At 58.9% G+C, this 21,779-nt stretch carries 19 protein-coding genes; 12 read left to right on the top strand and 7 right to left on the bottom strand.

Annotation, left to right across the window (positions count from 1 at the left end):
- Nucleotides 1-43: 43 nt before the first annotated feature.
- From JZX87_RS15555 to JZX87_RS15540, 4 genes are all read right to left on the bottom strand, one after another.
- Entirely contained in the window at nt 44-418 is a 375-nt protein-coding gene (locus JZX87_RS15555) for a hypothetical protein (RefSeq protein ID WP_206826615.1), read from the bottom strand.
- 166 nt (nt 419-584) lie between these two features.
- A complete protein-coding gene (locus JZX87_RS15550; protein ID WP_148146840.1) occupies nt 585-3,374 on the bottom strand; it encodes a bifunctional aconitate hydratase 2/2-methylisocitrate dehydratase in 2,790 nt (929 codons plus the stop codon).
- A 298-nt stretch (nt 3,375-3,672) separates the two neighbouring features.
- Nucleotides 3,673-4,449: a DUF1194 domain-containing protein gene (locus JZX87_RS15545; protein WP_206826614.1), complete on the bottom strand. Its 777-nt coding sequence runs from the start codon at nt 4,447-4,449 to the stop codon at nt 3,673-3,675.
- Nucleotides 4,450-4,559: 110 nt separating this feature from the next.
- Nucleotides 4,560-4,802 carry a hypothetical protein gene (locus JZX87_RS15540; RefSeq protein WP_286194730.1) on the bottom strand — a complete coding sequence of 81 codons (243 nt, stop codon included), beginning with the start codon at nt 4,800-4,802 and terminating at the stop codon, nt 4,560-4,562.
- A gap of 446 nt (nt 4,803-5,248) precedes the next feature.
- Here JZX87_RS15540 and JZX87_RS15535 point away from each other — a divergent pair, with 446 nt between their 5' ends.
- Entirely contained in the window at nt 5,249-5,566 is a 318-nt protein-coding gene (locus JZX87_RS15535) for a hypothetical protein (RefSeq protein ID WP_206826613.1), read from the top strand.
- Between the two features lie 113 nt (nt 5,567-5,679).
- Nucleotides 5,680-7,212, top strand: a complete 1,533-nt coding sequence (locus JZX87_RS15530; protein WP_206826612.1) for a DegQ family serine endoprotease — start codon at nt 5,680-5,682, stop codon at nt 7,210-7,212.
- A gap of 140 nt (nt 7,213-7,352) precedes the next feature.
- Here JZX87_RS15530 and JZX87_RS15525 read toward each other — a convergent pair whose 3' ends face one another.
- A complete protein-coding gene (locus JZX87_RS15525) occupies nt 7,353-8,441 on the bottom strand; it encodes a LacI family DNA-binding transcriptional regulator (protein ID WP_148146831.1) in 1,089 nt (362 codons plus the stop codon).
- Between the two features lie 241 nt (nt 8,442-8,682).
- Between JZX87_RS15525 and JZX87_RS15520 the strand changes: the two genes are divergently transcribed.
- The 7 genes from JZX87_RS15520 (at nt 8,683) to JZX87_RS15490 (ending at nt 15,843) form a co-directional block, all read left to right on the top strand.
- Nucleotides 8,683-9,660 carry a substrate-binding domain-containing protein gene (locus tag JZX87_RS15520; RefSeq protein ID WP_148146828.1) on the top strand — a complete coding sequence of 326 codons (978 nt, stop codon included), beginning with the start codon at nt 8,683-8,685 and terminating at the stop codon, nt 9,658-9,660.
- Nucleotides 9,661-9,775: 115 nt separating this feature from the next.
- The gene (locus JZX87_RS15515; protein ID WP_148147064.1) at nt 9,776-11,266 is read left to right on the top strand and encodes a sugar ABC transporter ATP-binding protein; all 1,491 of its coding nucleotides are present in this window, start codon (nt 9,776-9,778) and stop codon (nt 11,264-11,266) included.
- Nucleotides 11,259-12,287 (top strand): ABC transporter permease, encoded by a 1,029-nt coding sequence (locus JZX87_RS15510; protein WP_148146827.1) that lies wholly within the window; start codon nt 11,259-11,261, stop codon nt 12,285-12,287. The genes JZX87_RS15515 and JZX87_RS15510 overlap by 8 nt, the downstream gene beginning before the upstream one ends.
- On the top strand, nt 12,287-13,282 hold the full coding sequence (locus JZX87_RS15505; protein WP_148146825.1) for an ABC transporter permease: 996 nt from the start codon (nt 12,287-12,289) through the stop codon (nt 13,280-13,282). Before JZX87_RS15510 ends, JZX87_RS15505 begins: the two co-directional genes overlap by 1 nt.
- Nucleotide 13,283: 1 nt before the next feature.
- Nucleotides 13,284-14,150, top strand: coding sequence for a sugar phosphate isomerase/epimerase family protein (locus tag JZX87_RS15500; RefSeq protein ID WP_206826611.1), 867 nt, complete (start codon nt 13,284-13,286; stop codon nt 14,148-14,150).
- A 21-nt stretch (nt 14,151-14,171) separates the two neighbouring features.
- A complete protein-coding gene (locus JZX87_RS15495; protein WP_353654202.1) occupies nt 14,172-14,861 on the top strand; it encodes a nucleoside triphosphate hydrolase in 690 nt (229 codons plus the stop codon).
- Between the two features lie 112 nt (nt 14,862-14,973).
- Nucleotides 14,974-15,843: a D-psicose 3-epimerase gene (locus JZX87_RS15490; protein ID WP_148146819.1), complete on the top strand. Its 870-nt coding sequence runs from the start codon at nt 14,974-14,976 to the stop codon at nt 15,841-15,843.
- Nucleotides 15,844-16,091: 248 nt separating this feature from the next.
- On the opposite strand, the gene kduI is transcribed toward JZX87_RS15490, so the two are convergent.
- On the bottom strand, nt 16,092-16,916 hold the full coding sequence (gene kduI, locus JZX87_RS15485) for a 5-dehydro-4-deoxy-D-glucuronate isomerase (RefSeq protein ID WP_148147063.1): 825 nt from the start codon (nt 16,914-16,916) through the stop codon (nt 16,092-16,094).
- 233 nt (nt 16,917-17,149) lie between these two features.
- Between kduI and JZX87_RS15480 the strand changes: the two genes are divergently transcribed.
- The 3 genes from JZX87_RS15480 to JZX87_RS15470 all read left to right on the top strand — a co-directional run bounded on the left by JZX87_RS15480 (nt 17,150) and on the right by JZX87_RS15470 (nt 20,617).
- The gene (locus JZX87_RS15480; protein ID WP_148146817.1) at nt 17,150-18,298 is read left to right on the top strand and encodes a mandelate racemase family protein; all 1,149 of its coding nucleotides are present in this window, start codon (nt 17,150-17,152) and stop codon (nt 18,296-18,298) included.
- Nucleotides 18,299-18,302: 4 nt separating this feature from the next.
- Entirely contained in the window at nt 18,303-18,932 is a 630-nt protein-coding gene (locus JZX87_RS15475; protein WP_148146815.1) for an SGNH/GDSL hydrolase family protein, read from the top strand.
- Nucleotides 18,933-19,021: 89 nt separating this feature from the next.
- The gene (locus JZX87_RS15470; protein WP_206826607.1) at nt 19,022-20,617 is read left to right on the top strand and encodes an ABC transporter substrate-binding protein; all 1,596 of its coding nucleotides are present in this window, start codon (nt 19,022-19,024) and stop codon (nt 20,615-20,617) included.
- Between the two features lie 135 nt (nt 20,618-20,752).
- Here the strand turns inward: JZX87_RS15470 and JZX87_RS15465 are convergent, their stop codons facing one another.
- Nucleotides 20,753-21,730, bottom strand: coding sequence for an MBL fold metallo-hydrolase (locus tag JZX87_RS15465; RefSeq protein ID WP_206826606.1), 978 nt, complete (start codon nt 21,728-21,730; stop codon nt 20,753-20,755).
- Nucleotides 21,731-21,779: the final 49 nt, after the last annotated feature.

The following is a 21,779-nucleotide window of genomic DNA, read 5'->3' as shown; positions in this document are numbered from 1 at the left end:
TGCGCTCGGCCTTGGTCAGAGGGCAGTTCGATTTCAGCGGAGATCAGGCTTTGGGCGGCGGCCCGGCAGGAACGATCGTTGCAGATATCATCTGTCGCGCAGGGGCCGCATCGTAGCGGACGTGCTTGAAGGCAAACTCCATGTCCGAAGTTGTGGCGGCCGGTATCGAAGCGACAGGCGGTGCGCAAAGAAGCGCCGATGGGCAGGAATGATGGCGCTGGCTATCGGAGCCCTGATCATCAGAAGGGCACGGCTGTTCGCAGTTGACGTGATCGCCAACCATCGAGACCTGCATCTGATCCGAGTTCATATGAGACGAATGCAGCGTATCAGGCCCGGCAAGCGGCGTCACGCCCTGGCTGCCGGTTGCCGTTGCGAGCAATGCAATGATCAAAAAGAGATTGCGAATAAGTCTCATGGCGCATTCCCCGCCTGTAACCAGACGAGGAACCTGTTTCCTACTACGAGCTCGATTATCCCGTTTATGCTGAAAGTAAGGAATAGGCCAAAAGACCGCAGGCAGAAAAGCAAATGCCCCGGCAAGGCGTCACCTTACCGGGGCATCGTAAGTCAGGCTCGAAAGCTTAGTAGTGGACCGACAGACTGTCGATCGGTGTCGTCTTCGGCGGCGCGAACTTCGTCAGGTTGATCCCTTCGACCGCGACGCGATATTCCTCGATGCTCGGCGTACGGCCGAGGATCGCGGAAAGCACGACCAGCGGCGTCGAAGCAAGAAGCGATTCACCCTTCTTTTCCGCCGTGTCTTCAACAACGCGGCCCTGGAACAGACGGGTCGAGGTGGCCAGAACCGTATCGCCCTTTTCCGCCTTTTCCTGGTTGCCCATGCAAAGGTTGCAGCCCGGGCGCTCCAAATAGAGAATGTTCTCGTATTCGGTGCGGTTGGACGTCTTCGGCTTCAGGTCGTCGAATTCGAAGCCCGAATACTTCTGCAGGATTTCCCAGTCACCTTCGGCCTTCAGCTCGTCGATGATGTTGTAGGTCGGCGCGGCAACGACGAGCGGTGCCTTGAATTCGACCTTGCCCTCGGCCTTTTCGAGGTTCTTCAGCATCTGGGCGACGATCTTGATGTCGCCCTTGTGCACCATGCAGGAACCGACGAATCCGAGGTCGACCTTCTTGGTGCCGCCGTAATAGGAAACCGGGCGGATCGTATCGTGGGTGTAGCGGCGCGAGACGTCGGCATTGTTGACGTCCGGGTCGGCGATCATCGGCTCGTCGATCAAGTCGAGATCGACGACGACTTCGGCGAAATACTTCGCGTTATCGTCCGGCTTCAGCGCCGGCTTTGCGCCGGAGCGGATTTCGGCGATGCGGGCATCTGCCTTGTCGATCAGGCCCTGTAGCGTCTGCGCGGCATTGTCCATGCCCTTGTCGATCATGATCTGGATGCGCGACTTGGCGATTTCCAGGCTTTCGATCAGCGTCTCGTCCTCGGAGATACAGATCGACGCCTTGGCCTTCATTTCGGCCGTCCAGTCGGTGAAGGTGAAGGCCTGGTCGGCGAGCAGCGTGCCGATATGGACTTCGATGATACGGCCCTGGAAGACGTTGTCGCCATGCTGCTTGAGCATCTGCGCCTGGGTGGCATGCACCACGTCGCGGAAGTCCATGTAAGGCTGCATCGTGCCCTTGAAGGTCACCTTGACCGACTGCGGGATCGGCATGGTCGCTTCGCCGGTTGCGAGCGCCAAAGCAACGGTGCCCGAATCCGCACCGAAAGCGACGCCCTTGGACATGCGCGTATGGCTGTCGCCGCCGATGATGATCGCCCAATCATCCACGGTGATGTCGTTCAGCACCTTGTGGATGACGTCGGTCATCGAGTGATAGACGCCCTTCGGGTCACGCGCGGTGATGACGCCAAAGTTGTTCATGAAGGACATCAGCTTCGGAATGTTGACCTGAGCCTTCTTGTCCCAGACGGAAGCCGTGTGGCAACCCGACTGGTATGCGCCGTCGACGAGCGGCGAAATGACGGTTGCCGCCATCGCTTCCAGTTCCTGCGCCGTCATCAGACCGGTCGTATCCTGCGAGCCGACGATGTTAACGGTGACGCGAACGTCGGAGCCGGCATGCAGAACCTTGCCCGGCGTCACGCCGACGGCGTTGCGGTTGAAGATCTTCTCAACCGCGGTCAGGCCCTGGCCTTCGAGCGAGATTTCCTTGTTCGGAGCGAAAACCGGCGTTGCTTCGACGCCGAGCGTCTGGGCGGCAAAAGTCTGCAGCTTCTTGCCGAAGACGATCGCGTAGGACGAGCCCGCCTTCATGAACTCCGTCTTCTGCGGCGTGAAGGAGGAGGCGATGTCGACCAGCTCTTCGCCGTTTTCGTCACGCAGCTTCCGGTTCTTCGCATCGATCTTCAGAACGGTACCGGTCTCGACCGAGTATTTCTGCTCGAGGATCGGGTTGCCGTCATTGTTGAGGATCGGCTTGCCGTTCTCGTCGAGCTTCTTGACCCAGTTCTTCAGGTTGATGCCGATACCGCCGGTCACGTCGACGGTGGTCGCGAAGATCGGCGAAATGCCGTTGGTGCCGGCGACGATCGGAGCGAAGTTGACGAAGGGCACGTAAGGGCTGGATTGCTTGCCGGTCCACAAGGCGACGTTGTTGACGCCGGACATGCGCGACGAGCCGACGCCCATCGTGCCTTTTTCGGCGATCATCATCACCCGCTTGTCGGGATGCTGCTTCTGAAGCGCGACGATTTCCGCCTGCGCTTCCGGCGTGATCATACACTGACCATGCAGCTGGCGGTCGGAACGCGAATGCGCCTGGTTGCCCGGCGACAGAAGGTCGGTCGAGATATCGCCTTCGGCGGCAATGAAGGTAACGACCTTGATCTCGTCTTCGACGTCGGGAAGCTTGGTGAAGAACTCGGCCTTGGCGTAGCTTTCCAGCACGTCCTTCGCGATGGCGTTGCCGGCCTTGTAGGCATCGCGCAGGCGGAACATGTCGGCGTCATAAAGGAAGACCTGCGTCTTCAGGACGTCACCGGCTTCCTTGGCGATTGCCGCGTCATCGCCAAGCGCGATGTCGAGCAGCACTTCTACCGAAGGACCGCCCTTCATGTGCGACAGGAGTTCGAGCGCAAATGTCGGTGTGATTTCCGGAACGACCGTTTCGCCGAGAATGATCTTCTTCAGGAAGGCGGCCTTGACGCCGGCGGCACTCGTCGTGCCCGGCAGCGTGTTGTAAATGAAAAATTTCAGGGCATCCGCCCGATGCTCGTTACCGGCATCCTCGATCAATGTGATGATTTCAGCGATCAGCGCGCCATCATCGATCGGCTTGGGGGCAAGCCCTTGGGGTTCTCTGCTTTTGATTTCAGCCAGGTATTCCGAGTACAGGTTCATCACAGTCCCAACGTCATTAGCTTTTTGGCGCTGAAAAAAAACGCAGCGCCACCGGAAAATTATGCGGCCCAAGGCCTTCGGGTTTGGAGTACGTCAACCGAGCCCGTGTGACAAGATACCGCAATTCGGTAAATGCAGTCCTTCGGCTCCAGCATTTATCGGCTGACGATGACCGAGCGCGTTCTTAGCGGATCGACGCGCCGGAAGCCATCGATTTAACTACGACCGGCATTCCCGATTCGCCCTGCAGAAACGGTGTCCGGCAAGGCTTTTCGGCGGAAATTCTTGAGGTTTTCACTCAACGATCAAACATGTCCTGCCATTGCTTTTCGCCGACCATGCAATCGCTTTTGACCGGCTTGTCGGCAATCCGGCGAATGAGCGGCTGGGCTTCGATACCGCTGACTTCCATCACCAGCTTGCGGCGAACCGCAACACCGAAATCATCGATATCGTGAACCGGCAGAACGAAAGACCCCGGCCCACCCGCAACGCAGTCGCTGTAATATTGGTCGAGCCCGCCCGGCGTTCCCGACGGCCTGAGCATGATGGCGAGACCATTGATGACGATGCCCGCCTCGACAGCCTTGTCGCGCGCCGGCGTGACCGGGTTGCCTGAATTGTTCGGCCCGTCACCCGAGACATCGATCACCTGGCGAAGACCATGATAGGAATTGGAGACGAGCATGGTCGCACCGTGCACGATGGCGGCCGAAATCGATGTCCTGCGCTGCATCTCGACCGGCCGTGCCTCGACCTTGTTGGCGAAGGCGATCGCATCCTGTTCGTTCTCGATGATCTGCCAGTCAATCACCGAACCCTGAACGACATCGCCTGCCCACTCGAAATAACTGATGGCGATGCGCCCGGTCAGCCCGTTCCTGACCGCATCGATAAACTCTTTGTGCTTGAGTGCCGACACGTAACCTTCGCGCTGGATGCGAGCTTCTTCCGTGTCCATAGATCGGGACGTATCGACTGCGAGTACGAGTTCGACATCCACTTCCTGCCCGCCTTGCACGATTGCGGTATTGGTCGCGTTCAGGGTCATTAACATTGCAAGTGTTGTGAGCATGGCAATCCATTCACTGCAGTGTCGATTGCCGGACTGTAACACAGGATATTGCCAGCGCGATCCCCTCCCCTGACGCAAGGGCAGCGCGTGGCTCAAATTTCAGTGATGTCTTATTCTGCAGCCGCGGGGTGCGGACCATCCTTCATCGCTTCGATCAGGCAATCCATGATCGCCGCTCGCAGGGCGTAAGTATTGGCACTTGTTTGTTTCCGGTCCAGGCTTTGGGCGGCCTCTATGAGCCGCATGCCTTGATGCACTACGATCTGGTGCGCGCGATTCATGGCCCAGTGTTCAATTGAACTGCCATGATCCAGTGCATGACTTTGCGCGTTCAATGTAGCCTCGCTATTCATCAGCGTTACTGCGAATCATCTCGCAAAACCGACGCTAATACAGATTCATGTCCAAGTGAATCCGTGAGACATCGAAGTATTGATGGGAAGAAGAGAAAAATACGAACATTTTCAACAAACCCGATTTTTCATCGGTAAAAACAGACACCATAACGCGTTGAACAATCGCATTTACATTCACGCGTTCCGACACGATACGCACAGAACGGCATGTATGCTGAGAGATTTTCATTCTCTTCTTCACGACCTCATGCAACGATGAGGGCGATCCGCACAAAGTGCGGCGCCGATCTTCACCACTAGATGTGCAGACACGGGATTTCGCGCAAAGCTTACCAAGCTTTAACGAGACGGATATCCAACGGTAATCAAGCGAGGACTAACGTGGCTTCATGGTCATGACGCCTGAAACAGGCGAATACAGACCGCAACTTAGGATCAGAGCCATGTGGATCACAGCACGTAAATTCGTCACCACCGGTCTGGTCGCCTTGACGATTGCCGGAACGGCTCTCGCCACCGCCTCCCAGGCTGAAGCACATAACAATTTCGGCCGCGGCTTCGCCGCTGGCATAGCGGGCGCAGTCATCGGCGGAGCGCTGATTGCCGGCGCCAGCCACGCGCCTGCCTATGCTGCAGCACCCTATGGCCCTCCTCCTATGCGATACGGACCTCCACCGGTCGCTGCCTATTACCCTTCCTGCCATGTTATCTGGCATCAGGACCACTGGGGCGACATGTATCGCACCCGCGTCTGCGACTGAGCCGACACAGGCGGTATCACAGCCCCCTCCCGACATAACTTCAAGTTCCGGCGCGCCGCTTTCTCGGCTTTCGCGCCCTTACATCTCTCAACTTACCTGAAGAGTGAAACGCCATGTCCAACATCATTCGCAGAAAACGCATCCTGGCTCTCGTTGGCGCTGCAATCATCGCAGTTCCCCTGGCGACGCCGATCATTCTCGGCAACAACGCAGCGTTTGCCGCATCTTCGTCTCCCGCCGCAGCCGTAGGCGGCATTATCGCGCCGGCAGGGTCGTTTGCCTCGATCGTCGCCGCTGACAAACCTGCAGTTGTCACCATCACCACAACGATGAAAGCAGAGGCTGCTGCCAGCGACGAAACATCTCCCTTTGGCGAGAACTCTCCCTTCAATGAGCAATTCAGACAGTTCTTCGGCCAGAACGGAATTCCGATGCCGCATGAAGCGCCTCGGCAACGTCAGTCCGAACGTGCCGAAGCACTCGGCTCCGGCTTCATTATTTCTCCCGACGGCTATATCGTTACCAACAACCACGTGATCGACAAGGCACTGGACATAAAGGTGACGCTGGATGACGGCGCCGAACTTCCCGCCAAACTGATTGGCGCCGATCCGAAGTCCGATCTCGCCGTGGTCAAGATCGAAGCCAAGAAACCGCTCGCAACCGTCACCTGGGGTGATTCCGACACCCTGAAACTCGGGGACCAGATCCTGGCGATCGGCAACCCTTTCGGGATCGGCACGACAGTCACGGCCGGCATCGTGTCAGCCCGCGGCCGCGACCTGCATTCCGGCCCTTATGATGACTTCATCCAGATCGATGCGCCGATCAACCATGGCAATTCCGGCGGCCCTCTGGTGGATCACGACGGCCATGTCGTCGGTATCAATACGGCCATCTACTCCCCGAATGGCGGAAGTGTCGGGGTTGGCTTCGCCATCCCCTCCGATCAGGCGAGGCAGGTTGTCGCCAAGCTGATGAAAGACGGCTCGATCGATCATGGTTTCATCGGCGTACAGATCCAGCCGGTAACTGCAGATATCGCCGACGCGATTGGCCTCGGCAAGGCTGAAGGCGCACTGGTCGCCGGCGTCAACGACAACACGCCAGCAGCCAAGGCCGGCGTCGAGGCCGGCGACGTCATTACTGCGCTGGGCGGTAAACCAATCTCGTCACCACGTGATCTTTCGCGCATGGTTGCCGATCTTGCTCCCGGATCGAAAGAGGAGTTGACGGTATGGCGCCAGGGCACACCGAAAGACCTGCGTTTGACGATCGGTGAAAACAGCGAGGATCAGCAGCAAGCTTCGTCTGATGAAGGAAAATCCGGCCCGGCAGCTCACAAAATCCCAAACATCGGAGTTGGGCTTGCCGATATCACGGCGGAGGTACGGCAGGCCCTGAACCTTCCAGCGAAAGAAAAAGGTGCTGTCATCGCAAGCGTTGTATCCGGCAAACCCGCGGCGGACGCAGGCCTGCAAGAGGGCGACATCATCGTGTCGGTCAACCAACATGCGGTCAATTCTGCAAACGAAGCCAAGACCGCGGTCGCTGATGCCGGCAAGGCCGGACGCAAGGCAGTGCTGCTGCTGATCCAGCGTGGCGACAACCAGAGCTTTGTCACCGTTCCATTCTCGATCGGCTGACTTTTGTCATACGACTACCTGACCCCGCTGTCGAAAGACATGCGGGGTCAAACCTACTTACTTGTGCCTGTCGTTACAGAAAAACGATCACGCAGAACGAGAGAGCCCATACCATGAACCCGGCCTGGAGATGGATGCTCTCAGGATGTGGGCGCAGGGATGCGTGATGCAGGCACCGGATCCCTGATATCATCGAGAGGGCCTTCAAGCGCCGTCCGCGGAGGGATCAATTGCGGTTCGATAATGGTAACGACGGGATGAACCGGCGCCGCCTCGAGCAGTTCGAACCCCTTCTCCAGCATCGCAGAAATATTCGGTTTGGCCATGTAGACTGGAAAAGGCAGAAACGATGCGAACGGATCATAATCGAAGCAGCCAGCGACGATGTTTGCGAAGACCGCTTCATCGTGCCGTCCCATGAAACGAAGCAGGCCTTCGAAATTGATGGACGAGTTTATGAAAAGACAGCGCGGCAACCGGCCCTCGCGGGCGAAAAACCGTTCAAAAGCCAGCTCCGTCATACGCGGCGAGTAACCAGTAATCTCGATGTCGTTTTGGCTTTCAATGCCGAAGAACGCATCCTTCGCCGCATGAAAGCCGGCAATACGCTCGCGGCTGGCATGGTCGTCGTGGCCGCCGAACAAGACGACATCATCAGGAACCAGTGCGCCTCCTTGGGCCGCATGCCGCAGAATTGCCGAGGTCAGCACCTCGGCTCCGTTCCTGTTATCGGAAATCACCGAGGATGCCAGCTTGCCGGGAAGATCGATATTCACATGGGGAAGGCCGGCCCGCGCGCAGACTTGATGGACGCCGTCCGGGTCCGTAACGCCTGCGATAAACAGCGCATCGATCGAATAGGCGATCAAGGTTTCCACAGTCCGGCGCTCTTCGTCAGGATCACGACGCCCGGAGACAACCATGGGGGACAGACCGCGCAAACGCGCCTGCGCCTCGAACGTCTGCGCCATGGAGGAAAAGAAGCGGTTATCGTAAACCGGAACCAATAGCCCGACGAGACCGGACTTCGAGCTTCTCAAGCCACGCGCCTGAAGATTTGTCGTGTAACGCTGCGCTTTGGCAAGCGAGAGTATCCTCTCGGCCGTCTCCGTGGAAATCCGCCGTTTGCGCCATGACCCGTTCAAAACCGCGCTCACGGTCGAGGCCGAAGCGCCGGACAGGACTGACAGGTCGTAAATGGTGGCTTTCTTGGAATTCTGAACCGTCATCCTCATCTCCCGAATGATTCTGATTGGTAGAATATTAGTCCACTTGACGAAAGGCATGTTCGTGCTATGGTTATTGCACCATCGATTGTGCAAAAATGCAATATCGATTGTGCGTATGTAGATTGCTATGGGAGTGGCAAGGGAGCGTCTCGAATGGGCGAGACGGGAGATTTTCAAGCGCAGCGGGGAAGAGCTGTTGCGCGGATCTGCTTGCCGCAGTGTCTTTGGAGGAGGAACATCCATGAAGAAAATGATCGCGGCCGCTATCGGCCTGTCGCTGGCGCTGCTTTCATCCGCGGCATTTGCCGATGGACCGAAGGTCGGCGTCGTCGTGAAAATCGGTGGCATTCCGTGGTTCAACGCCATGGAAGCCGGTATCAAGGAGCAGAGCGCCAAGCTCGGCGTCCAGGGCTTCATGGTCGGCCCGACGAGCGCAGACCCGGCGCTTCAGGTGCGCGCCATCGAAGACTTGATCGCTCAGAAGGTTGACTTCATCGGCGTCGTCCCGAACGATGCCAAGGTGCTGGAGCCCGTGCTGAAAAAAGCGCAGGACGCAGGCATCAAGGTCATCACCCATGAATCGCCCAATCAGGCCGGGGCCACCTGGGATTTCGAACTTGCATCCGCCAAGGGTTTTGGTGAGGCACATGGCAAGCTGCTTGCCGAAAAGATGGGCGGCAAGGGTTCCTACGCGGTGTTTGTCGGCTCGCTGACCGTGCCGCTGCACAATGCCTGGGCGGATGGAGCCATCGCGTACATCAAGGCCAACTATCCCGACATGAAACTCATCGGTGATCGTTACGGCGTGGCCGAGGATCTGGATAAGAGCCGCTCGACGGCACTCGATCTCATGTCGGCCAACGCTGATCTCAAGGGCTTCCTGGCCTTCGGTTCGCAGGGACCGATTGGCGCTGGCCGCGCGGTGGAAGAACGCCGCAAGGACGGCAAGGTCTTCGTGATCGGTCCGTTCTCGCCGGGACAGGGTGCAAAGCTGATCAAGTCCGGTGCGCTGACAGGCGGGTTCATGTGGAATCCCAAACAGGCCGGGGAAGTGTTCATCACGCTTGCCGATCGCATCGCCAAGGGTCAGGATCCCAAGGCTGGCGACGACATTCCGGGCCTCGGCAAGATCAATCCTGAAGGTAACACGATCGTCGTCGATCAGCTGCTGAAGATCGATAAGGAAAGCATCGACAAGCTGGTTTCCATGGGCCTCTGATCCTCCCCAAGCCCAACGGGTCGCGCCCGGACATGCCGGGCGCGACCCATCCTCGACAATTCCGTCGTCCACAGCATCCGCCCACAAAGGCGGCTGAGCGAAGAGATTTGCCATGATGAGCGCCGAACCGCTCCTGTCCCTCAAGAACATCAAGATCACATTCGGCGGCGTTCGCGCCCTGAAAGGCGTCTCGTTCGAGGTCAATCCCGGGGAAGTGCATTGCCTTGCCGGCGAAAACGGCTGCGGCAAGAGTACGCTGATCAAGATCATTACCGGTGTCTACAAGCCTGAAGACGGCGCGGAGTTTTACTTCGACGGGCAACCGATCACCGCCATGACGCCGAGCATGGCCCAGTCGCTCGGCATTCAGGTGATCTGGCAGGATCTGGCGCTGTTCGGCGAGATGACCGTCGCCGAGAATATCGGCTTCCAATACGCAGTGAGCGGCAAATATGGCCTTGTAGACAAGCGCGCGATGGAGAAGGCCGCCGAAAAGGCGCTTGCCCGCCTCGGCGTCTCGCTCGACCTGCATCTGCCGTTGAAGGAGCTGCCGATCGCGCAGCGCCAGATCGTCGCCATCGCCCGCGCGCTGGTCGGCGAAGCGCGACTTGTCTTCATGGACGAGCCGACGGCGTCACTGACCCAATCCGAAACCGATTACCTGATCGAGATCGTCCGCAATCTCTCAGCATCCGGCGTGGCAGTTGTCTTCGTTTCGCATCGCCTGGCCGAAGTGCTGGAGATTTCCGATCGCATGACCGTCCTGCGTGATGGCGCGCTGGTCGGCGTCTTCCCCGTCGAAGGCATGACCCAGTCACGAGTGACAGAGCTGATGACCGGCCGCAATTTCGACAGCGCCGTCATCGCTGCCGATCACGACGATCAGCCGGTCGTTCTGTCGGTGAAGAACCTTTCCCGTGCCAACGAATTCGAGAATATTTCCTTCGATCTACGCCGCGGCGAAACGCTGGGCGTGACCGGGCTTCTGGGTGCCGGCCGTACAGAACTGGCGCTCACCCTTTTCGGCATGCGCAAACCGCATTCCGGCGAGATCGTGCTCGATGGAGAGACGGTCCACTTCGGCTCCAACCGGGAAGCCATTCGTGCGGGTGTCGCCTATCTTTCGGAGGATCGGCTGTCGCTCGGCCTCAACCAGCCGCAGTCGATCGCTGACAATCTCGTCATGGCTTCGCTTGATCGCATCCTGTCGGGTGGCCTCATCTCGCCTCCGAAAAAGGAAAATGTCGTCGCGCACTGGATTTCCGCGCTCGGCGTCAAGATCGGCAAGCCGGAAGATCCAATCCGAACGTTGTCGGGCGGTAACCAGCAGCGCGTCGCGATCGCCAAATGGCTCGCGATCGGACCCAAAATTCTCATCCTCGATGCGCCGACGGTCGGTGTCGATGTCGGCGCCCGCGCAGGCATCTTCGAGATCGTACGCAAGCTTGCTGCCGACGGTCTGTCGATCATCCTCATCTCCGACGAGCCGCCGGAGGTCTATTTCAACGCGGATCGCATCATCCATATGGCCGAAGGCCGGATCAAGGCGACCTATGACCCGCGGCAGATGTCGCTGACCGACCTGGAAGGAAAAGTCTATGCGTAGGTTGATGCTTGGCCACACGACCGAGTTCACACTGTTCGCCGTGATGATCGTCCTTTGCATCGCGCTTTCGTTCGCGACGGACAGGTTCTTCACGATCTCCAATGCCTTCGACGTTTTGAACGTCTCGGCCGTCAACATCATTTTCGCGGTCGGCCTGCTTGTCGTGCTGATCTCCGGCGGCATCGACATCTCATTCGCGGTGGCGGCCTCCGTGGTGCAGTATGTGACCGCGCTGGCAATTGCGTATCTGGGCGGCGGCAATTGGGCCGAAGGCTTCATCATCGCTGGTGCGGTCGGCATCGGGCTCGGGCTGATCAATGCAGCGCTTGTCTACAAGCTGCAGATCATCTCGATCGTCGCGACCATCTCGACCTTCAATATCTTCTTCGGCTTGCTGATGTTCTTCACCAAGGGCGTATCGATCTACGACCTGCCGGAATGGCTGACCACGCGTGTCGTCTTCTACGAACGTGAGATGAGTGACGGCTCCTGGCTGGAACTGACATTGCCGGTCGTGGTGATGATCCTCTGCTGCGTCGCCACCTGGTTCATGATGTCCCGCACTACGATCGGCCGCCAGCTTTATGCCTTCGGCGACAATCCGGAAGGTGCGCGCCGCTTCGGCATCAATATCGGCGCCATGCATTACATCTCGTTTGGATGGCTTGGCCTGATGGCGGGAATCGGCGGGTTGATGCAGGCGCATTATGCCGAAGAAGTCGTGCCGAACGCCCTTTACGGCCGTGAACTCGACGTGCTTGCCGCAACCGTTCTCGGCGGTGCGCGGCTTGGCGGCGGCAAGGGATCGGTCATCGGTTGTGTGCTTGGCGTGCTGATGGTGTCGATTACCCAGAACGGTCTCAACCTGATGGGCGTTTCGCCCTTCGCCTTCAAGATGATCGTCGGCGCCATCATCCTCGTCGCGATCACGCTCTCCTCCGCGCGGATCGACAAGCTTCTGCCGTTCTTTGCCAAGGGCAATATCCAGAAGGGTCAAGCCCAGAAGAGGGAGGCGCACTGATGTCGTCGCTGATACAGAAGTTCAACAAAACGTTCGGCGCTGACATGGCAGGCCCGGTCATCGCCTTCGTGGTGGTGATGGTCATCTTCGGCCTTGGCGCAGACAACTTCCTGTCGCTTGGCACATTTGGTTCGGTTGCGTTCCAGCTTCCTGAACTCGGCCTGCTCACACTTGCCATGCTGCTGCCTCTCCTGACCGGTGGCATCAATCTGTCGGTGACCTTCACCGCCAATCTCTCCGGCCTTGCCGCCGCAAGCGTTCTGCAGGCCTTTGGCGGCGTCGATGCGTCGGGTGGCGCCTTCGTGATTGCGGTTGCGGCCGCCGTGGCAACCGGTGCCGCGGCCGGCCTGATGACCGGCGCGGCGATTGCCTACACACGCGCTCACCCGATCCTTGTCACCCTGTCGATGATGATCTTCCTGCGCGGTCTTGGCGAGTTCCTGACGCGTGGCGGCGATGTCTCGGGCTTCCCGAGCTATATGGAGCCGATCGGTCATGGATCGATCTTCGGTCTGCCGATCCCGCTTCTGATCTTCATTGTCTGTGTTGGGATCTGGCAGGTTCTCCTGACCCGCAGCAAACTCGGCTTCGGGCTGCTGATGATCGGCTCCAATGTCGAGGCCGGGCAGTATTCGGGCCTCAACACCCGCCGCATCATCATGCTCGTCTACACGCTGTCGGGTGTCATGTGTGCCGTCGCCGGCATTATCATGCTTGCCCGTTTCAACTCGGTTCGTATCGGCCACGGGGAATCCTATCTGCTGATCACCGTGCTTGCGGCATTTCTCGGGGGTATCAATCCGTTCGGCGGCTTTGGTCGCGTATTGCCAGTGTTCGTCGCGCTCGTCGTGCTGCAGCTTCTTTCTTCCGGCCTCAACCTGATGGGCGCCAACCAGCATCTGGCAACGGCGCTCTGGGGCGTGCTGATGATCGTGGTGATGGCGGCCCGCACCATCGTTTCCTCCTATTTCGCATCCCGTAGAAAGAAGATCTGACATGCAAGGTTTCGGTATTCATGCAATGGTCTGGTCCACCGTCTGGGACCATGCCGGTGCCGAGCGCGCCATTGCCGGTGCTGCCCAGCATGGCCAGGATTATATCGAGATCCCGCTGATCGATCTTGCGTCTGTCGATACAGGCCATACGCGTGCGCTGCTCGAAAAGCATAGTCTCCGTTCCGTCTGCTCGCTCGTGCTGCCGGAAAGAGCCTGGGCCTCGGTTCGCCCTGATGCGGCGATCGAGCATCTGACGGCGGCCCTTGATAAGGCCAAGGAGATCGGCGCCGAGGCACTCACCGGCGTGACCTTCGGTGGCACCAATGAGCGGACCGGTTTTCCGCCGACTGAAGGCGAATACGACAACCTGACCCGTGCGCTCGGTACCGCCGCCAAACATGCCAAGGCGCTCGGGCTGGAATTCGGCATCGAGGCAGTCAACCGCTATGAGAGCCACTTGATCAATTCCGCCGAGCAGGCCGTCGCGTTGGTCGAGCGGATCGGCCTCGACAATGTCTTTGTCCACCTCGACACATTCCATATGAACATGGAGGAAAAGGGCATTGCCAACGGCATCATTGCCGCGCGTGATCATCTGAAATGCATGCATATGTCGGAAAGCGACCGCGGCACGCCGGGTTATGGCAACATCGCCTGGGATGAACTGTTTGGTGCGCTCGCAGCGATCGGCTTCAAGGGCCTGCTGACGCTTGAAAGCTTCGTGGCCATGCAGGCTGTGATGCCGGGCGATATCTCGACCTGGCGCCCCGTCGCCCGTGATGTTGACGAAGTGCTCGACAATGGCCTGTCATTCCTGCGCAACAAGGCGGAACAATACCGGATTTTCCAAGCGACCGCCCACCCTTGAGACGGCCGGCCCTATTCTTCAATGACCGTGGTGAGGACCACCTTGAGCAAGATAGAAGACAATGCGCGCGAGATCGCCGCACAAGCCCACCATCGCTTCGGCCAGGAGAAAGGCCGACGGGTGATGATCGCGATCGCCGGAGCTCCCGGATCGGGTAAATCGACGATCGCCGAGCGGGTCGTGGATGAGCTGAACGGCAAGGGCGATATTTCGGCAGCGCTCTTCCCGATGGATGGCTACCATTATGATGACTTGGTGCTGGAAGACATGGGACGTCGACCGTTCAAGGGCGCTATCGATACATTCGATGCGCATGGGCTTCGACATATGCTGGAGCGCCTCAGGGCCAATCAGGATGACGTGATCGCCGTGCCGGTCTTCGATCGCTCGATTGAAATCGCCCGTGCCGGCGGTCGTCTGATCGCGCAATCCATCGATATCATCGTCTGCGAAGGCAATTACCTGCTCGCCAGCCAGTCACCTTGGGATCGTCTGAAGCCGATCTTCGACTTCACCGTCTTCGTCGATGTCGATGAAAGCGATCTGCGAACCAGGTTGCAGGATCGCTGGCGCGGCTTTGGTCTGGATGAGGCCGAGATCAACAGGAAGGTCGAGGAAAACGATCTTCCCAACGGCCTGTCGATCATCGCCAACAGCAGTGAGCCCGACCTTCGCGTGAAAAATCCGGGGAGCAGTCAGACAAAGGACTGACGCTCCAAATGCCTTCGACACTGGTCAGAGGGAGGAGATGCCGAATGAGGCAAGCCCTTGGCCGCTTTATCGAAACCCCGACAGCGACAGCTGAAAATTGAGAGAGGCTCCCATGAAACACGGCATCTATTACTCCTACTGGGAACATGAATGGAGCGCCAAATTCGGCCCCTATGTCGAAAAGGTCGCCAAGCTCGGCTTCGACATTATCGAAGTCGCGGCCCATCACATCAACGAATATAGCGATGCCGATCTCGCCGCCATCAAGCAGAGCGCCAAGGATAATGGTATCATCCTGACCGCGGGTATCGGCCCATCAAAGACGAAGAACCTTTCGTCGCCCGATGCCGACGTGCGCAAGGCCGGCAAGGCATTCTTCGAACAGACGCTGACCAATGTCGCCAAGCTCGACATCAAGACGATCGGCGGCGCGCTTCATTCCTACTGGCCGGTCGATTATTCGAAACCGGTCGACAAGGAAGGCGATCGCGCCCGCGGCGTCGAAGGCATCCACGGCATCGCCGACTTCGCCAATAACCTTGGCATCAACCTGTGCATCGAAGTGCTCAACCGCTTTGAGAACCACGTTCTCAACACTGCAGCCGAAGGTGTGGCCTTCGTCAAGGAAGTCGGCAAGCCGAACGTCAAGGTCATGCTCGACACGTTCCATATGAACATCGAGGAAGACAGCTTTGGCGAAGCCATCCGCACCGCCGGCCCGCTGCTTGGCCATTTCCACACGGGCGAAAGCAATCGTCGCGTGCCGGGTGTCGGCAGAATGCCGTGGCATGAGATCGGTCTTGCGCTGCGCGAGATCAACTACACGGGCGCCGTGGTGATGGAACCCTTCGTCAAGACCGGCGGAACGATCGGATCAGACATCAAGGTCTGGCGCGACCTGACCAATGGTGCAGACGAGGCGAAGATGGACGAAGACGCACGCAATGCGCTCGCTTTCTCACGCTTTGTGCTCGGTGGCTGATCAGGCAGTCGCTACCCTGTCGTAGTCTTGCACTACGTTTGACTGGAACGCATGCGAGAGACCTGTCTCTCGCATCGTCTATCAGTTGAATCATGAGGTGACGGATCACCAACGATCGCCGCCCGATAATCTTTACTTCTCCAGCGCGCTTGCGGCGCAAGCACCCGAACTGGCTTCGTTTTGAAAGAGAATGGTTCTTGTTCCATTTGGAAACGAGGGCCCTGCGGCCCTCGAGTTTGGCCGCATGCCTAGAGAAGATCCTCAGGCTGGATGAAATCCATGTCGGTGTAATCGATATTGTCCCCGGCCATCGCCCAGATAAAAGTATAGCTGCCGATGCCGGCACCGGAATGAATGGACCACGGCGGAGAAATCGCGCCTTCCTCGTTGCCGATAAAGAGGTGGCGGGTTTCCTGCGGTTCGCCCATCAGGTGCAGGACCCGGGATTTCGGCTCCATGCCGAAATAGAGGTAAGCTTCCATACGGCGATCATGGATATGTGAGGGGATCGTGTTCCAGACGGAGCCGTCTTCGAGTTCCGTATATCCAAGAACGAGCTGGCAGCTTTCCATCACCAGCGGGTGAATGAACTGGTTGATGGTCCGCTTGTTGGAAGTCTCGGACGCGCCAAGCTTCACTTCCTTGCTGTCCGCCTTGGTGATCAATCGGTTGGGGCAGGAACGGTGTGCCGGGCAAGAAGTGATATAGAAACGCCCTGCACCGCTGAAGGTAACAGCACCTGCGCCCGCGCCGATATAAAGCACGTCACCGTGTTGCAGCTCCCAGCTCTCGCTGGCAATGCTTACCGTGCCGGTGTCACCGATATTGACGATGCCCATTTCCCGCCGATCAAGTAAGGAAGGGGTTTTGGTTTCCTCCACTTTATCGAGCACCAACGTTCCGCCGGCAGGAACAGCGCCACCGACAATGAAACGGTCGTAATGCGTATATATCAGCCGGATTTCGCCTTCGCGAAACATATCCGAGGCAAGGAAATGCGCACGAAGTTCCGCGGTGCCCATGGCTTTCGCTTGAGCGGGGTGCACCGCGTGCCTCGTCTCGACGTTTAGCATAGACATCTCCTCCTATTGGCCGCAGCCATCTCATCCTACGTGTTGCGTATATCTGTACGACAACCTCATTCAGGTCAAGGCATCTTCGTGGCCGAGCAGATGAGGTGACAGCACCTGTCTGCCAGAAACGATCAAATTGGCGATCAGGCAACGGATATGCAGAACGCATTTGACATGCTGTCAACAACATGCGTAAATCTGTCTGGCAAGTTAGAATATTTCTGGGAGGAACTATGATCATCACCGACGTCGAAGTCCGCGTCTTCCGCACGACCACTCGTCGGCATTCCGACAGCGCCGGTCACGCGCATCCCGGTCCGCCGCATCAGGTGGAACAGGCGATGCTGACCATTCGTACCGAGGACGGCCACGAAGGCCACTCCTTCACCGCGCCGGAAATCGTTCGCCCGCATGTCATCGAGAAATTCGTCAAGAAGGTCTTGATTGGTCAGGATTACCGGGATCGGGAAAGGTTGTGGCAGGATCTTGCCCATTGGCAGCGCGGCTCCGCCGCACAGCTGACCGATCGCACCCTTGCCGTCGTCGATTGCGCGCTCTGGGATCTCGCCGGCCGCGCGACCAACACACCTGTTTACAAGTTGATCGGCGCCTATCGCGACAAGGTGCTCGCCTATGGCTCCATCATGTGCGGCGACGAGATCGAGGGCGGCCTTGCAACGCCCGAAGATTACGGACGTTTTGCCGAAACGCTGGTAAAGCGCGGTTACAAGGGCATCAAGCTGCATACCTGGATGCCGCCGGTCAGCTGGGCCCCGGATGTGAAGATGGACATCAAGGCCTGCGCCGCTGTACGCGAAGCTGTTGGCCCCGATATCCGGCTGATGATCGATGCGTTCCACTGGTATTCGCGCACCGATGCGCTGGAACTCGGACGCGGTCTTGAAAAGCTCGGCTTCGACTGGATCGAGGAGCCGATGGACGAGCAGTCAATGTCTTCCTACAAGTGGCTTGCCGACAATCTGGATATCCCGGTCGTCGGCCCGGAAAGCGCCGCCGGCAAGCACTGGCATCGTGCCGAGTGGGTAAAATCCGGCGCTTGCGACATCCTGCGCACCGGCGTCAACGATGTCGGCGGCATCACGCCGGCCTTGAAGACGATGCATATGGCCGAATCCTTCGGAATCGAATGCGAGGTGCACGGCAACACGGCGATGAACCTGCATGTCGTTGCGGCGGTGAAAAATTGCCGCTGGTATGAGCGCGGCCTGCTTCATCCCTTCCTCGAATATGATGATGGCCACGACTATCTCAAGTCGCTTTCGGATCCGATGGACAGGGACGGCTACGTGCATGTCCCCGATCGTCCGGGCCTCGGTGAAGACATCGATTTCGCCTTCATCGAAAACAACCGGGTGAGGTGAAATCATGAAAACACTTCTGGCCTTCGGCGACAGCCTGACCTGGGGAGCAGATCCGAAAACGGGCCTGCGCCATCCGCGTCAGCATCGCTGGCCGGAAGTGTTGAAGGCTGAACTCGGCTTTCGGGTGGATGTCCTGTCCGACGGGCTTGGCGGTCGCACCACCTGTTATGACGATCACACGGGGCCGGCCTGCCGAAACGGCGCCCGGGCCTTGTCGGTGGCGCTCGCAGTCCACATGCCGCTCGATCTCGTGGTGATCATGCTCGGCACCAACGACCTCAAGCCGGTCCATGGTGGCCGCGCCGAGGCGGCTTTTTCCGGCATGCGCCGGCTTGCCGAGATCGTCGAGACCTTTCCCTATAAGCCGCGCTCGGCACGTCCGCGGCTGATGCTGGTTGCTCCACCACCCTGCGTGACGGACGACAACGGCCAGGTGGCAGGCGGCCGTAGCATTGCGGAATCACAAAGACTTGCGCCGCTCTACCGCAAACTTGCCGCAGAACTCGGACACGACTTCTTCGATGCAGGCAGTGCCGCAAGCGCTTCGCCGATCGACGGCGTGCACATGGATATCGCAAACACGGAGGCTTTGGGCAGGGCGCTGTCGGGCCCGGTGGCAGACATTCTCGGGTGATCGGCCTGGCTTGGGAGAGCGATAGGCCGAAAGGATAGAAATCATGGAGGGGCCGTATTCCACGCGAAGCGGCATCAAACGGAGGAAACATGCGACACTTTTTTGCAACTGCAGCCGTCGGAGCGCTCCTGCTCGGCGCCATGCCTCTCAACGCTCTGGCGGAAACGCCGAAAGACCAGCTTGTCGTGGCGACCACGATGAACAACATCCTGACGCTCGATCCGGCCGCCATTACCGGCCGCGAGACTGTTCAGGTACTCAACAATATCTACGATACGCTGGTCGTCCTGAGCGACAAGGATCGCTCGATCCAGCCGCGCATCGCGGAAAGCTGGGAGATTTCCGAGGACCGGATGTCGATCCGCTTCCACCTGCGCAAGGCGACCTTCGCCTCCGGCAATCCGGTCACCGCCAATGACGTGGTCTGGAGCCTTAAACGCCTGCTCACCCGCAACCTTGCACAGGCATCGCTGCTCAAGACCCGCGGCTTTAAAGCGGATGCCGCCGACAAGCTTTTCGTCGCCGAAGACGAACAGACCTTCGTTCTCAACCTGCCCCAGCCGGATGACCCTAACCTCGTGCTGATGGTGCTGGCGCAGAACGGTCCCGGCTCGATCATCGACAGCAAGACGGCGCTTGAAAACGAGAAGGACGGCGATCTCGGCGCCGGATGGCTGACCTTGAATTCGGCCGGCTCCGGTCCGTTCACGCTCGGCCAGTGGAAGTCGAACGAATATATCATCCTCACCCGAAACAGCGATTACTGGGGCGAGGCTCCGGCGATGAAGCGCGTGCTGATGCGCCATCTGCCGGAATCGCAGTCGCAGCGCCTGATGCTCGAAAAAGGTGATATCGACGTCGCCTATTCGCTGCAGGCGCCAGACCTGAAGTCGCTCGAAACCAATGCCGAGATCAAGATAGAATCGACCCCCGGTTCCGGCTTCTATTATCTCGGCGTATCGATGAAGGACGAACGTTTCGCCAAGCCGAAGGTGCGCGAGGCGCTGCGTTACCTCATCGATTATGAAGGTCTCGACAAGGCCGTCATGCCCTATTACGGCAAGGTTCGCCAGCGCCAGATCAGCACCGGCGTCATGGGCTCGCTGCCGGATCCGGGCTACAAGCTCGACGTTGCAAAGGCAAAGGCACTGCTGGCGGAAGCCGGTTATCCGAACGGGTTCAAGACAACGCTCCGCGTCCTGTCGGAAGATCCTTTCATGAAGGCGGCAACCGCCATCCAGAATACGCTCGCCCAGGCCGGCATCCAGGCCGAACTGATCACCGGTTCCGGCGACCAGATCTATGGCGCAATGCGCGAGCGCAAGTTCGAGCTGCTTGTCGGCCGCGGCGGCGGCGGCCAGCAGCCTCACCCGGACAACAACCTGCGCGCGCTTGCCTATAATCCGGACAACTCGGATGAAGCCAAGCTCACCAATTATCAGAGCTGGCGTACGAGCTTCTATGACGAAAAGCTCAACAAGATGATCGGCGACGCGCTTGTCGAGCGCGATCCGGCAAAGCAGACCAAGGCCTATGAAGACATCCAAGCCTACATGGAAGAGATCGTCATGTCGCTCCAGCCGTTCTCGGAAGTGTTCGATACCGCCGCATTCCGCAGCGATGTCGGCGGCATGATCGTAAATCCTTGGCTCTCCCGTTTCGAGGGCATCACGAAACAGCGCTAACCCCTCCAGGCAGCTGTTTCGATGAAGAGGCGCATGGCAACATGCGCCTCTTTTCGCACGGGGCATCCTCTAGGTGGTTGGCCCAGACAGGAAGGTCGAAATTGCACCGCATGCCCACATCGTGCCGAACGGGCCTCAGTTCTGCAGCGCCCAGTCCGCCACCTGCCAGCGCATTTGTCCGCGATCGGCGACGACACGGCCGAGACCTGGGAAAGGCATGTGCGTGGCGGCAATAAGCGCACCTTCTGAAGCAGCCATGGGGAAAAAGCGGTCGCGCATCGCCTTGGCGGCTTCGCGGTCCTGCTCGAACAGGAAGAACACATCGGTTGCGGCAGGATGCACGACCGGGAAGATCATGTCCGAAACCATGATCAGGCTCTGCCCGCCTTCTTCGACCCGCACCCCGATATGGCCGGGTGTATGCCCCGTCAGGTCAACGATCGAAACGCCCGGTGAGATCTCGCGCTCGCCGTCGATCGCCTGAAGCTTCGGATAAAGCCGCACGACCTCCTCCGCCATCTTGAAGCTGGGCTGCAGAAAATCGGGCGCACCGTTGCGCTTGGCGGGGTCTGTCCAATGGGCGACATCGCGGCGATCGATATAGAGTTCCGCCTTCGGAAAATTGTTCTTACCGCCGGCGATCAGCCCACCCATGTGGTCCTGATGCAGATGCGTCACGATCACGGCGTCGATCTCGTCAAGTTTCAAGCCCAGCGCGGATAGAGCCTGCGGCAACTGGCCCGTCTGGCCGATCGAGCCCGCGGCACCGGCATCGATCAGTATGCGGCGCTGGCCATCCTCGATGAGATACTGGTTGAACAGAAACCGCACGCCGCTCGGCCGGGCGGTGAACTGCGCGGTAGCCGCCTTTTCGACCTCGGCCGCCTCGCGTCCCGGAAAATAGGTGAAGGGCATATCGGCATAACCGTCCGTCAGGGCCGTGACCGTGAAGCGGCCGATGCGGATCTGCGCGAGCGGCGTAACGCTGACCGGCGAGCCCGTGGCCGCCTGCGCCGCCGCAATGACCGTTGTTGGCGCGCCTCCGATCAGGCTTGCCCCGGCGAGGCCGAGAGGAAGAGTGGAGACAAAGGATCTGCGTGAAAATTCAGCCATGATGCGGCCCCCCGGAAAATTGAAAAATACGGGCGACAGCCGCCGCCCC

The sequence above is a fragment of the Agrobacterium sp. Ap1 genome (genome assembly GCF_017313375.1).
Classification (GTDB): Bacteria; Pseudomonadota; Alphaproteobacteria; order Rhizobiales; family Rhizobiaceae; genus Neorhizobium; species Neorhizobium cellulosilyticum.
The sequence above is the reverse complement of the archived record's forward strand: the minus strand, read 5'-3'. Positions and strand labels throughout refer to the sequence as shown.